The organism is Pseudomonas sp. AP19 (assembly GCF_001728855.1).
GTDB lineage: Bacteria > Pseudomonadota > Gammaproteobacteria > Pseudomonadales > Pseudomonadaceae > Aquipseudomonas > Aquipseudomonas fluorescens.
Genome location: NZ_LXJP01000001.1, coordinates 284,278 through 297,322, shown reverse-complemented (window position 1 = coordinate 297,322; position 13,045 = coordinate 284,278). Strand labels below are relative to the sequence as shown.

10 protein-coding genes are annotated in these 13,045 nt (G+C 61.5%); 4 read left to right on the top strand and 6 right to left on the bottom strand.

The features are described 5' to 3' along the window. The first annotated feature begins 136 nt into the window (after positions 1-136). The 3 genes from A7D21_RS01275 to nadE all read left to right on the top strand — a co-directional run bounded on the left by A7D21_RS01275 (position 137) and on the right by nadE (position 3,304). On the top strand, positions 137-1,033 hold the full coding sequence (locus A7D21_RS01275; RefSeq protein WP_053254070.1) for a LysR family transcriptional regulator: 897 nt from the start codon (positions 137-139) through the stop codon (positions 1,031-1,033). 225 nt (positions 1,034-1,258) lie between these two features. Next, the gene (gene pncB, locus A7D21_RS01270) at positions 1,259-2,473 is read left to right on the top strand and encodes a nicotinate phosphoribosyltransferase (RefSeq protein WP_053254069.1); all 1,215 of its coding nucleotides are present in this window, start codon (positions 1,259-1,261) and stop codon (positions 2,471-2,473) included. A 3-nt stretch (positions 2,474-2,476) separates the two neighbouring features. Then, positions 2,477-3,304 carry an ammonia-dependent NAD(+) synthetase gene (gene nadE, locus A7D21_RS01265; protein WP_069550900.1) on the top strand — a complete coding sequence of 276 codons (828 nt, stop codon included), beginning with the start codon at positions 2,477-2,479 and terminating at the stop codon, positions 3,302-3,304. A gap of 196 nt (positions 3,305-3,500) precedes the next feature. Here nadE and azu read toward each other — a convergent pair whose 3' ends face one another. Further along, positions 3,501-3,947, bottom strand: a complete 447-nt coding sequence (gene azu / locus A7D21_RS01260; protein ID WP_053254067.1) for an azurin — start codon at positions 3,945-3,947, stop codon at positions 3,501-3,503. A 331-nt stretch (positions 3,948-4,278) separates the two neighbouring features. Between azu and A7D21_RS01255 the strand changes: the two genes are divergently transcribed. Continuing rightward, a complete protein-coding gene (locus A7D21_RS01255) occupies positions 4,279-4,461 on the top strand; it encodes a hypothetical protein (RefSeq protein ID WP_053254066.1) in 183 nt (60 codons plus the stop codon). Between the two features lie 46 nt (positions 4,462-4,507). Here the strand turns inward: A7D21_RS01255 and A7D21_RS01250 are convergent, their stop codons facing one another. The 5 genes from A7D21_RS01250 to A7D21_RS01230 all read right to left on the bottom strand — a co-directional run bounded on the left by A7D21_RS01250 (position 4,508) and on the right by A7D21_RS01230 (position 12,876). Further along, the gene (locus A7D21_RS01250) at positions 4,508-5,398 is read right to left on the bottom strand and encodes a transglutaminase family protein (RefSeq protein WP_053254065.1); all 891 of its coding nucleotides are present in this window, start codon (positions 5,396-5,398) and stop codon (positions 4,508-4,510) included. Further along, entirely contained in the window at positions 5,398-7,884 is a 2,487-nt protein-coding gene (locus A7D21_RS01245; RefSeq protein WP_069550899.1) for a circularly permuted type 2 ATP-grasp protein, read from the bottom strand. The genes A7D21_RS01250 and A7D21_RS01245 overlap by 1 nt, the downstream gene beginning before the upstream one ends. 159 nt (positions 7,885-8,043) lie before the next feature. After that, positions 8,044-11,334 carry a DUF2126 domain-containing protein gene (locus A7D21_RS01240; RefSeq protein ID WP_069550898.1) on the bottom strand — a complete coding sequence of 1,097 codons (3,291 nt, stop codon included), beginning with the start codon at positions 11,332-11,334 and terminating at the stop codon, positions 8,044-8,046. Positions 11,335-11,510: 176 nt separating this feature from the next. Beyond that, on the bottom strand, positions 11,511-11,960 hold the full coding sequence (locus A7D21_RS01235; RefSeq protein ID WP_053254062.1) for a hypothetical protein: 450 nt from the start codon (positions 11,958-11,960) through the stop codon (positions 11,511-11,513). Further along, positions 11,953-12,876, bottom strand: a complete 924-nt coding sequence (locus A7D21_RS01230; RefSeq protein WP_053254061.1) for a hypothetical protein — start codon at positions 12,874-12,876, stop codon at positions 11,953-11,955. Before A7D21_RS01230 ends, A7D21_RS01235 begins: the two co-directional genes overlap by 8 nt. Positions 12,877-13,045: the final 169 nt, after the last annotated feature.

The window sequence follows — 13,045 nt, the reverse complement described above, 5'->3', positions numbered from 1 at the left end:
ACAAACAAAAAAATTGCGCCGCGGCCCGCACGGCGATCCAGACCTTATTTGTAGCTGGCCCAAGACTTGCCAACAAACGACGATTAGGCGAGATATCATTCCGTTTATTCATGCAAAGAATAAAAAGAGGCGTGCCGTGCTGAACAAAAGACATTTGCCCTCGATCACCGCCCTGCAGTGTTTCGAAGCCGCCACCCGCCACCTGAGCTTCACCCGCGCCGCCGAGGAACTGAACCTCACGCAAAGCGCGGTGAGCAAACAGGTCGCCCAGTTGGAAGAATTGCTGCAGCACCTGCTGTTTCGCCGGGTACGCCGCCGCTTGCAGATGACCCCAGCAGGCGATTTGTACTTGGTGGAAGTGCGAAAAATCCTCACACAGGTGGAGATGTCCACCCATTACCTGCGCTCCTACGGCGGCGAGACCGAAGTGCTTCGCGTGTCCACGCCCTACACCTTCGGCGCGCGCTGGCTGGTGCCACGCCTGAAGGGCTGGCGCTTGCGCCATCCGCAAATCCATCTGGACCTGTGCAATGAACAGGAACCGGACGAGTTGCTGCAAGGCAAGGCGGACATGGCGTTCTATTTCGGCCAGGGTTCCCGGCCCGGCACGGAAAGCCTGAAACTGTTCAGCGAGGAATTGGTGCCTGTGTGCGCGCCGGAAAGCCTGCCCGCGCAGCCATTCACCGACCCCACGCAACTGAGCGACCTGGTGCTGCTGCAAAACGCCTCGCGCCCCCAAGGCTGGCATGACTGGTTCGCCAGCCAGGGCTTTCACACCGAGCACAGCTACCACGGGCCACGTTTCGACACCTTCTATATGTGCATTCGCGCGGCGCAGGTCGGCTGTGGCGTGGCCCTGCTGCCCCGCTTCCTGGTGGAAGAAGAACTGGCCGACGGCAAGTTGGTGATTCCTTGGCAGCACGCGTTGCCGAGCCAGGATGCGTATTACCTGGCGTATCCGGAGCATTCGGTGGAAGTGCCCAAAGTGCGCGACTTTGTGAAGTGGATGATGGAGCAGGTTGAACCTGTTTGAGCCACGTCGCCTGACATGCCGCCTTCGCGAGCAAGCCCGCTCCCACACGGGAATGCATTTCAAGTGTGGGAGCGGGCTTGCTCGCGAAGGCGCCAGTGGCCACAACAAAGGCCCCAATATGAAAAAACGCTGGCAAAAACCCACAGGTCTATGCGCCACTAGCGCCATTCCTTAATTGTGCGTAAAGGTCGGCGCCCATCGCTGACCCGTCTGGAGATTCCCGTTATGAGCGAGAGTGTGTTTGCCGATCGCATCGTGCAGAACCTGCTCGACACCGACTTCTACAAGCTGACCATGATGCAGGCGGTGCTGCACAACTACCCAAATGTGGAAGTTGAATGGGAGTTTCGTTGCCGCAACAGTGAAGACCTGCGCCCCTACCTGGCGGAAATCCGCTACCAGATCGAGCGCCTGGCCGAGCTGAGCCTGAGCCCGGATCAACTGGGCTTCCTGGAACGCATCAGCTTCATGAAGCCGGATTTCTTGCGCTTTCTCGGGCTGTTCCGCTTCAACCTGCGCTATGTGCAAACCGGCATCGAGAATGGCGAGCTGTTTATCCGCCTGCGCGGGCCCTGGCTGCATGTGATCCTGTTTGAAGTACCGATGCTGGCCATCGTCAGCGAAGTGCGTAACCGCTACCGCTACCAGACCGTGATTCTTGAACAGGCCCGCGAGCAGCTGTACCGCAAGTTCGATTGGCTGACCGCGAACGCCAGCAGCGATGAGCTATCGGAGCTGCAAGTGGCCGACTTCGGCACGCGCCGGCGCTTCTCGTACCGGGTGCAGGAAGAAGTGGTGAGCGTGCTCAAGCATGACTTCCCCGGCCGTTTTGTCGGCACCAGCAACGTGCACCTGGCCCGCGAGTTCGATATGAAGCCGCTCGGCACCATGGCCCACGAATGGATCATGGCCCACCAGCAACTCGGCCCGCGCCTGATCGACAGCCAGATCGCCGCCCTCGACTGCTGGGTCCGCGAATACCGCGGGCTGCTGGGGATCGCCCTGACCGACTGCATCACCACCGATGCCTTCCTCAGCGACTTCGACTTGTACTTCGCCAAGCTGTTCGATGGCCTGCGCCACGACTCCGGTGACCCGGTGCAATGGGCCGAAAAAGCCATTGCCCACTACCACAAGCTCGGTATCGAGCCGATGAGCAAGACCTTGGTGTTCTCCGACAGCCTGTCGCTGCCCAAGGCCCTGGAGATCTTCCGCGCCTTGCGGGGTCGCATTAATGTGAGCTTTGGTATCGGCACCAACCTGACCTGTGACATTCCAGGTGTTGAGCCGATGAGCATCGTGCTTAAAATGACCGCCTGCAATGGTCAGCCCGTCGCGAAAATCTCTGATGAAGCGGGCAAGACCCACTGCACCGACCCGAATTTCGTCGCCTATTTGCGTCACGTCTTTAAAGTACCTGCCCTACCTAGCAAGGAGTGAATCATGCAAGCCGTACAGCGTGAGATTGCGCAGCAGCTCAATGTCCAAGCACCGTTCAAGGACCAGGCCGCCCTGGAGGCCGAAGTTGCCCGCCGCGTAACTTTTATCCAGGACTGCCTGCGCAATTCCGGGCTCAAGACATTGGTGCTGGGCATCAGCGGCGGCGTCGACTCCCTGACAGCTGGCCTGTTGGCCCAACGCGCGATGCAGGCACTGCGCGCCAGCACCGGTGATGAGGCCTACCGCTTCATCGCCGTGCGCCTGCCCTACGAAACCCAGTTCGATGAAATCGACGCCCAGGCCTCGGTGGACTTTATCGAGCCCGACGAGCGCCACACGGTGAACATCGGCCCGGCGGTAAAAGCCCTGGCCAGTGAAGTCGCTGCGTTTGAAGGCAAGGCCGCCGTGTCCCGCGATTTCGTGCTGGGCAATACCAAGGCGCGCATGCGCATGGTGGCGCAGTACACCATCGCCGGTGCGGCCAGTGGCCTGGTGATCGGCACCGACCACGCGGCGGAAGCAGTGATGGGCTTTTTCACCAAGTTCGGTGACGGTGCCTGCGACCTGGCACCGCTGAGCGGGCTGGTGAAAAACCAGGTACGGGCGATCGCTCGGCACTTTGGTGCGCCGGAATCATTGGTCGAGAAAATCCCGACGGCCGACCTTGAGGATTTGTCGCCTGGTAAGCCGGATGAAGCCTCCCACGGCGTGACTTACGCAGAGATCGACGCCTTCCTGCACGGAGAGCCGGTGCGTGAGGAAGCATTCCGAATCATCTGCGACACCTATCGCAAGACCGAGCACAAGCGGGTCATGCCATTCGCGCCGTGAGGTGAGCCAGATAGTTTTGTACTGATAGTTAGACCGCCTTCGCGAGCACGCCCGCTTCCACATTTGAGCGCATCCTCAGGCTGGAACTCGTTCAAGGGTGGGAGCGGGCTTGCTCGCGAACAACGATCACGCAGTACGACAGACCGCCCACAAAAAAAGCGCCCCGCAAGGCGCTTTTTTTTCGACCGGAACCGACTTACTTGACGGTCACAGTGCCTTTCATCATCGAGATGTGGCCCGGGAACGAGCAGAAGAATGCGTAGTCGGTACCGGCAGCCAGCTTCGATACGTCGAAGGTCACCGAATCTTTCTCGCCGGCACCAATGATTTTGGTGTGGGCGATGACGCGGGTGTCGCCTTCTTTCAGGTAGTTTTTATCGATACCGGCGGCCATGCCGTCGCTGGCGATGCCAGGCATGTCGGCGGCGGAGCTCAGCACCCAGTTATGGCCCATGACGTTCTTCGGCAAGCTGCCGGAGTGGGTCAGTTCCACGGTGAACGTCTTGCAGCTTTTATCGATTTCAATGGCCTTGGTGTTGAAGGACATTTGGTCAGTGGAGTCGACAGTGACCTTGCACTCTGCAGCAAGCAACTGGCCGCTCGCCAGAGTCAGCAGGGAAACAGCAACGAGTTTGGCAAACATGTGAATCTCCAAGGCAGGGTTTAAAAACGCGAATTGCGACAAGGGTGCCTCAAGCAGGCTGGAATTCTTATGATCTGCATCAACAGATTGTATACAACTTTAGGCTATCAGACTGATCAACACAATCTACCAGCCAAAGATCTGCCACCCGCCTATGATCGGCCCATACCCCATTGGAGCCCGCGCTATGCACCTCAATCAACTGTTCAACGGCCTGCTGGCTGCGTATGCCTGCGGTAAGTGAAGGCAAAGCGCGTCGCTAAGCTGCTACCATAGCGTCCCAAGGCAGCTGCGCGCCGCCACCCTCACCTTCGACCCTAGAGGATCGCCCATGGCCAAACCTAATTACTCCTTCGCCAAACGTCAGAGAGACTTGGCCAAGGAGCAGAAGAAAGAGGAAAAGCTGCAACGTAAGAAAGCCGCTGCAGATGAAGAAGCAGGCGCACTGAACCCGGATGCTGAAGGTGAAGTGGCGACAGACGAAACCGAAGCACCGAAAGACCCGGCTGAATAAATTCTGTTGGGGTGAGCAGGCCCTCCCTGCTCACCCCAACCCACCTTCATTCCAGCGGCATCACCGTCACCCGCACCTCCGGGTCATGGCTCCCTCCCCCCAGAATCACCCCGCGCAACGGCGACACATCCGAGAAATCACGGCCCCAGGCCAAGGTGATGTGCTCCAGTGCCGGCTGCACATTGTTGGTCGGATCGAAATCTACCCAACCCGACTCCGGGCAATACACCGAAACCCACGCGTGGGACGCATCGGCGCCGATCAGCCGTGGCTGGCCGGGCGGTGGCTGGGTGAGCAGGTAGCCGCTGATGTACCGCGCCGCCAGGCCCCGCGAGCGCAGGCAGGCGAGCATCAGGTGGGCGAAGTCTTGGCACACGCCACGACGGCGCTCGAGCACTTCCACCAGCGGCGTGGCGACCTGGGTGGCTTCGGCATCGAACGTGAACTCGCTGAAAATCTTCTCCATCAACGCCTGCACACCCAACAGCAATGGCTCGCCGGGCGGAAAACAGCTTTCGGAAAACTCGACGAAGGTTTTTTTCAGGTGCACGTAGGGTGATTCAAAACGATAGCGACAGGCCTCGACCCGTTCCGCAGACACCGGCCGGCTGCTGTAGGTCAGGCTGTCGCGGGTCTGGTCCCAGGCGGGCGACTGCTGGAAATCCAACAGCGGCCGCGCCAACACTTCGACGGTCAGCCCGGCATTCACCAGCAACTCATCGTGGGGCCGCTCAAAGGCCAGGCGGGTGATGGGGTTACCAAACACGTCCAGTTCATCGCGACGCGAAGACGGCTCCGGGCTGACATCCAGTTGCTGCAAGGTGCAACGCTGCCAGGCACACGGCCGTGGCCACAGGTGCGCCAGTTGCTGGGCCAGGGAGACCGGGCTGTCGTAGTGGTAGTGGGTATCGTGGAAAATCTGGTAGCGCGCACTCATCACACCGACACCGTTTGCTGGCTGACATCATCCACATGGGCAAAATGGCGCAACGCCAGGCGATCCGACACTTGCCCACTCTCATCGGCGACTGCTTGCAGCAAGTCAGCCAGGCCATCCAGCGCGGCACGCACACTGGACTCGCCAAACAACGGGTTCTCCAGGCAACCCAGGTCGAAACGCGCCAGGCACTCCACCAACGGCGCCAGCCCGGTTTCACGCGGCACAGCAAAGTCGTCGTTGAGGCGACGCAAGGTACGGCTGACCAGTTTCAGCTGGAACAGCACTGCGTGCGGGTTCTGCTCGTCCAGCAGCAACAGGTCGAGCACCGGGATCAACTGCGGCACCGCCAGGTAACGCGAGCGATAGGTGATGCTGCTGTTGCCCAACTCCAGCAACCACTCAAGCCCCGCTTGATCGAACACCGCCACGCCACGCAGAAACGCCGCAAGGCTGCTGCTCAGAAATTGCAGGCGCTCGATGCGCCGGCCCATCATCAAAAAGCGCCAGCCTTCGTCGCGGGTCATGTCGTCCAGGGCAAAGCCGGACAGCGCCGCCAGGGACATCACCAGGCGGTTGAGAAAATCCAGCAACTCGCCAAAATCCGGGGTTTCGCGTTCCAGCTCCAGGGCTTCACGTTGCAGTTCGACCAGGGCCTGCCAGTTTTCCCGGGACAGTTTGCCGCGCACCTGGGACGCCGCCCACTGCAGGCGCTGCAGGTTGGCGCGCAGGCTCGACGGCCAATCATCGCCGAGCAAGGCGGCGAGCAGGCGCTCGGGCAACTCGCCCTCCTCCGGCAACAAGCGCAAGCTCTCGCCCAGCTCGATCGCCGCCTGCAAGGCCAGCGGATCGTCGCCATCGACATACCGCGCGAGCACGATACGCAGCCAACGCGCGCTGTCGTCACAGCGCTCGCAATAGCGGCCAAACCAAAACAGGTTTTCCACCACGCGAGAGGGCAGATAAGGATCGCGGCGCACCAGGTCATGGGTGCCAATCGCACGTTGTGCACGCCAGTGCTCACCACCGGCAACACGCTCGCTGAGCACCCAGGTGTCTTTGCTCGCGCCACCGCGTTGCATCGACACCACTTCGGCATCCGCCTCGGCAGCCACGCGGGTCAGGCCGCCAGGCAACACACGGTAGCCGTCGGCGCTGGCCACGGCGTACACGCGCATGCCGATGGCACGGTGCTGCAAATGGTCATCGACGGTGTGCCACACCGGTGCCTGGGACAGTTGCGCCAGCTCCTGAGCGACATAGGCGTAAGGCCTCGCGCGCATGCGTTCGGCCAGGGCCTGGCGCTGCTCATCATTCAAATCGCGGCCAAATACCGGGCTGAAGCTTTGCGACGGGAACGCCGGTTTGATCAGCAAATCCGGAAGTTTCTCCAAGGCTTCGGCAAGCACCGGCGCTTCACCGCACCACCAGGTGGCGATCGACGGCAGGATCAATTCTTCGCCAAACAGGAACTGGTTGATCTTCGGCAAAAAGCCGAGCAACCCCGGCGACTCCAGCACGCCACTGCCGAGGGCATTGGCCACCAGCACATTGCCCTGACGCACGGCATCGAGCAGGCCGGGCACGCCGAGGGCCGAGTCGGTGCGCAGCTCCAGCGGGTCGCAGAAGTCGTCGTCGAGGCGGCGCATGATCGCGTGCACCCGGCGCAGGCCACTGAGGGTTTTGAGGAACACGGTGCTGTCGCGCACGGTGAGGTCGCCACCTTCCACCAACGGGTAGCCAAGCTGGCGCGCGAGGTAGAGGTGTTCGAAATAGCTTTCGTTGAATCGCCCCGGGGTCAGCAGCACGATCAGCGGCGGCTGATCATCGCCGGGTGCCTGGCGGGCCAGGGTTTCCTGGAGGGTGCGGAAGAAACCGGTGAGGTGTTGCACCTGCAGATCGCGGTACAAGTCCGGGAACGCACGGGACACGATGGTACGGTTTTCCAACGCATAACCTGCCCCCGACGGTGCCTGGGTACGGTCGGCGGTGACCCACCAACGGCCGTCCGGCGTGCGCGCCAAGTCCACGGCATACAGGTGCAAAAACGCGCCGTCCGGCGGCTGAATGCCCTGGCAGGGCCACAGGAAATTGTTATGCCCAAACACCAGCTCAGCCGGCAGCAGGCCCTCTTTGATCAATCGCTGCGGGCCATACAGATCGGCCAGCACAGCATTGAGCAAGCGCGCCCGCTGGGCGATACCGGCCGACAGGTGCTGCCACTCATCGGCGGCCAGCACGTGGGGCAGTAAGTCCAGTTCCCAGGGGCGATCCGCGCCCTTGGGGTCGGCGTAGACGTTGTAGGTCACGCCGTTTTCCTGGATCTGCCGAGTCAGCAGTGCCTGACGTTGGGCCAGCTGCGCAGGCGTGCTGCGTTGCAGGTGATCAAGCAAGCGCTGCCAATGGGCACGCACCGCGCCACTGTCGTCCAGCAGTTCGTGATAAGTGCCCGCGGTCAGCGGGTAACGGTCGAGCAAGTCAGACATGGAACGCTCGGCAGAGGGTAAGGGAAGTCAGATTAACTCAAATTCACTGCAATCTATTGGGGGAGCTGGCTTGCCTGCGATTGCCATTTTCCAGTCACCTTATTGGCTGGCTGATCCATCGCTGTCGCAGGCAAGCCCGCTCCCACATTGACATCGCATTCAGTCATTTTTATTGGGGAAACGCCGCAGATCCAGGGTCATCGGCAATTCATCATTAATCTCTAAAGCAGGCACGGGGAGCTTGCCTGGGGTATGCCCCAAGCGGAAAAACCGCGCCATCCGCCGGCTTTCGGCTTCATTGGCATTCACCGGCAAGCTGTCGTAATTGCGCCCGCCCGGGTGGGCGACGTGGTACTGGCAGCCGCCCAGCGAACGCTGCATCCAGGTGTCGAGCACGTCGAACACCAACGGCGCGTGTACCGGGATAGTCGGTTGCAGGCAGTTGGCCGGTTGCCAGGCGCGATATCGCACGCCGGCCACGAATTCACCGACGCGTCCCGTCGGTTGCAGCGGCACCGGTATGCCGTTGCAGGTCAGCAGATAGCGCTGCGGCGCCAGCCCGCTCAACTTCACCTGCAAGCGCTCCAGGGAGGAATCCACATAGCGCACCGTGCCGCCCACTGCGCCCTCCTCGCCGAGCACGTGCCAAGGCTCCAGCGCCTGGCGCAGTTCCAGTTCGATGCCGCTGACGGCATAGTCGCCCACCTTGGGGAAACGGAACTCCAGATGCGCGGCAAACCATTCGGCCCGTAGTGGGTAACCGGCGGCATTCAGCTCGACAATCACGTCGGCAAAATCCTGCTCGATAAAATGCGGCAGCAAGAAGCGGTCATGCAACTCCGTGCCCCAGCGCGCCAGTTTCGGCGGCGCATACGGCTCACGCCAGAAGCGTGCGACCAACGCCCGCAGCAGCAATTGCTGGGTCAGACTCATGCGCGCATGGGGCGGCATTTCAAAGGCGCGCAGTTCCAACAGGCCCAGGCGCCCAGTGGCGCCGTCGGGTGAGTAGAGTTTGTCGATGCAGAACTCGGCGCGGTGGGTGTTGCCCGTCACGTCGATCAGCAGGTTGCGCAGCAGGCGGTCCACCTGCCATGGCGGGCATTCTTCGCCGACGGCAGGCATTTGAGCGAAGGCGATTTCCAGCTCGTACAACGCGTCGTTACGCGCTTCATCCACCCGAGGCGCCTGAGATGTCGGGCCGATAAACAGCCCGGAGAACAGGTACGACAGCGATGGGTGGTTATGCCAGTAGCTGATCAAACTGCGCAGCAAATCGGGGCGACGCAAGAACGGTGAGTCCTTGGGCGTCGCGCCGCCCAGCACAAAGTGGTTGCCGCCGCCGGTGCCCGTGTGACGGCCGTCGATCATGAACTTTTCAGTGGTGAGACGGGTTTGCCGTGCTTCTTCGTAAAGGAATTCCGTGCGCTCCACCAACTCGTCCCAGGTGGCGGACGGCTGCACGTTAACCTCAATCACCCCAGGGTCCGGCGTAACCCGGAAGTTACTCAAACGCGTGTCGAACGGCGGCTCGTAGCCTTCCAGCAATACCGGGCAGTGCAGCTCCTCGGCGGTGGCCTCAATGGCGGCCACCAGTTCCAGATAATCCTCGACGCGCTCCAGCGGCGGCATAAACAAATACAGGCGCCCGTCCCGCGCTTCGGCGCACAAGGCGGTGCGGGTCAGCCAGTCGGCGGACTCATCGACTTTCGGCACGCGCTCATCGCTGGCAGCCGGTTCGCCATGGCTTTGCAATTGCGCGCTGCTCGGCAGCTCCGGTTGGTCCTGGTTCGGGTCAGTCGGATGCACGAACGGATACTCCGCCGCCGTCACCCACGGTTGCGAGGCCAACGGCAAGCGATAGCCCAGTGGCGAGTCGCCCGGCACCAGGCGGCAGTGATTGTCGCGCAGGTACCAGCGCCCACTCTGCCAGCGATCATTGGCCGCCGTGCGCGCCAGCGGCAGCACGTGGCCGATGACTTTGTCCAGGCCCTGGCTGAACACTTTGCGCAGGCGCTCGCGCTCCAGGTCGTCGCTCAAACGCGGGTCCTGGGCGGTGACGTTCTGCGGCAGTGCACCTTCGCGCCACAGGTAATAGAAATTGTCTTCGAAGGCCGGGAATACAAAGCGCGCCGGCAGTTTGAGGCGTTCGGCGACACTGGCCAGGAAACGCCCGGCCATCACCCCATCGGCGCCGTAATCTGCTTGCTCATCGGCAATCAGCGCGCTGTTGTGCCAGATCGGCACGCCGTCGCGCCGCCAATAGCAGTTGAGCGACCAGCGCGGCAACTGCTCGCCGGGGTACCACTTGCCCTGTCCAAAGTGCACCAGGCCCTTGGGCGCATAGTGCTGACGCATGCGCTGGAACAGCTCGGCGGACAGCCGACGTTTGTCCGGCCCGAGGGCGGCGGTGTTCCACTCGGCGCCGTCGGGGTCGTCGATGGAGACGAAGGTCGGCTCGCCGCCCATGGTCAGGCGTACATCGTCCTTGAGCAGGTCGCCATCGATCTGCCGGCCGAGTGCCTGGATCGCCAGCCATTGTTCTTCGGTGTAGGGCTTGGTAACCCGAGGCGCTTCCCAAATGCGCTCCACCGACATTTCGTGGGTAAATTCGCACTCGCAAGGTTCCACCAGCCCACTGATCGGTGCGGCAGATGATGGATCAGGGCTACAGGCCAACGGGATATGACCTTCACCGGCGAATAACCCTGAGGTAGCGTCCAGGCCGATCCAGCCGGCGCCGGGCAAATACACTTCGCACCAGGCATGCAGGTCGGTGAAGTCCACGTCGGTGCCGGACGGGCCGTCGAGGGCTTTGACGTCGGCGGTCAGTTGGATCAAGTAGCCCGACACAAAGCGCGCCGCCAACCCCAGGTTGCGCAGCAATTGCACCAGCAGCCAGGCCGAATCGCGGCAGGAGCCGGAGGCGTTTTCGAGGGTGAACTCCGGGGTTTGCACGCCCGGCTCCATGCGGATCAAGTAGCCAATATCGGCCGCCAGGCGCTGGTTCAGCCCCACCAGGAAGTCCACGGCCGGCAGCGGCGTGCGGTCGATGCCCGCCAGGTAGGCGGCAAACTTCGGCGTCAGCGGCAGGGTTTCCAGGTACGGCGCCAGCTCTCGCTGCTCATCAGCGGCGTAGCTGAAGGGGATTTTTTCGGCGTAGGGCTCAAGGAAAAAATCGAACGGGTTGAACACCGCCATCTCGGCGACCAAGTCGACTTCGATGCGCAGTTCGTCCGTCTTTTCCGGAAACACCAGACGCGCCAGGTAGTTACCTTGCGGGTCCTGCTGCCAATTGATGAAGTGCTGCTCGGGCAGCACTTTCAATGCGTAGGACAAAATCCGCGTGCGGCTATGGGCTGCCGGGCGCAAGCGCACGATCTGTGGGCCGAGTTCGACAGCGCGGTCATAGCGGTAATGCGTAACGTGGTGCAACGCGACATGAATCGACACGGCGGCCTCCTGCGAGCCAGGGCATGGACACAACGTGCGCAAGACTTATGCCAGAGCAGCCGTCATTGCGCTTTCTCGTTAGACCCCGTGCAGTAGAGCACCAAAACGGCGCCATCACCGGTGCCGTGGTGCAAGTGCTGCACATATTTGTGGCGCAGGGTGGTGAATCTACCCAGCTAGCGTGCTTTGTGCGTTGCGAGCATGGCCTGGCGCAGCCGCCTCACTTCGACCAGTTTCTGGCGCATCTCGCGATGACGCTTGCTGTTGAGCAGCAGCAATCCCAGCAGCGGGAACAGCAGGCTCAAACCATAGGACAGCGGATGCGGACCGAAGGCGAGGGTAGGCAGCACTGCCAGAACGCAGAGTGCAAGCAGCATCACCAGCGGCCATACCCACTGCGGCCGCCCGCGCGCGATCATGAAGTTGCACTGCACAATCCCCCACGTCAGCGCGAGGCCACCCAGGAAGGAATACTTGAGGTTGTCGTCGATCGACAAGCGCGGGAAATAACTGTCGAAAATCAGCGGCACCGCAAACACCAGGCTGAACACCGCCGCGAAAATTGCGCCCATGAAGACCGGAAAATAGTGCGCCAGAAAACTGCGAATACCGGGTAGCTCATTCATTGCTCATTTCCTCATACAGCCCCACGGCAACGGTGCGTACGTTCCCCGAGATTGCACTGCCGGTAAAACCGATCGCCGCGCCCAGGGCATCCTGTATCTGGGTCACCGTCGCATGCTTGACCTGGGCGGGGGCGAAACGCTTGGTCGCCTCGCCAGACAGTTGTTTCAACTTGAGCATTTTGGCGCTCATACGCGGGTCCTGAATGCTGAGCAGCTCCTTCGTCAGCTTGGCACGCTCTTGCCGGGTCAATCCTCGCAGCACCTCCCGCACGCTTTTGCCGGTGGTGGCCTGATTCAGCCGCACCAGCTTAATCGTGGTCAGCGTCGATGCACCGACCCCGACCAACGACGCAGCATCCAGCGCGATCATCGTGTACTGATACCATTCCGAGCTGTCGAGCTTGTCATTTTTGGAGGGGTCACTGAGCTCATTGCTGACGCGATAGCCACTGGCAAAACACTGCAGCGTGCTGGCTGTGGCAGCGGTATAACCGATGGCCGTAATCACGCTGCTGGCACCCGCCGTGAACGGTACAGCGACGGTGCCGCTGAGCACCACGATCCAACCGATGACCGCGCCCGCGCAGGACAGAGACGTGTTGACCGCCTCTCCCACCAGGCGCGATTCGCGGGGATTGTCCTGGACCTGTTGCGCAAACTGCGCCGGCGCTATGTACTTCTGCGCTTCACGCAAAATTAAACGTTTAGGTGCAATGCTGCAGATGGGCTGAAATTCGCGCAGCGTGATGACGTTGAAGTCGGCGTCAATGTACACAACGCCCGCGCCGACGATGCTGGGGTCTGCATCGATGGCCGCAAACAGCCGTGGCAGGTTGATCTGGCTTTCGATGCGCTGGCGCGCCATGAACTGGGAGCGGTTGGAATCCATGCCGATACTGAGCAGGGGGTTGCTCATGAGAGTTCTTCCTTGAAGGTGATGGTGGCCTGGCAGGCCTCATCGCGGGCAAGCCCGGCTCCCACAAGGGAACGCGTTCCAACTGTGGGAGCTGGCTTGCCTGCGATGGCGATCTAATGACCATTACCTTAACAAACGGTCTACCCACCCGCTAGAAAGCAAAACGCCA

Coding starts and splice junctions, on each gene's coding strand:
- nadE (WP_069550900.1), top strand. CDS start 2,477: ATGCAAGCCGTACAGCGTGAGATTGCGCAGCAGCTCAATGTCCAAGCA.
- A7D21_RS01245 (WP_069550899.1), bottom strand. CDS start 7,884: ATGTCTGACTTGCTCGACCGTTACCCGCTGACCGCGGGCACTTATCAC.
- A7D21_RS01230 (WP_053254061.1), bottom strand. CDS start 12,876: ATGAGCAACCCCCTGCTCAGTATCGGCATGGATTCCAACCGCTCCCAG.
- pncB (WP_053254069.1), top strand. CDS start 1,259: ATGAGCGAGAGTGTGTTTGCCGATCGCATCGTGCAGAACCTGCTCGAC.
- A7D21_RS01255 (WP_053254066.1), top strand. CDS start 4,279: ATGGCCAAACCTAATTACTCCTTCGCCAAACGTCAGAGAGACTTGGCC.
- A7D21_RS01235 (WP_053254062.1), bottom strand. CDS start 11,960: ATGAATGAGCTACCCGGTATTCGCAGTTTTCTGGCGCACTATTTTCCG.
- A7D21_RS01250 (WP_053254065.1), bottom strand. CDS start 5,398: ATGAGTGCGCGCTACCAGATTTTCCACGATACCCACTACCACTACGAC.
- azu (WP_053254067.1), bottom strand. CDS start 3,947: ATGTTTGCCAAACTCGTTGCTGTTTCCCTGCTGACTCTGGCGAGCGGC.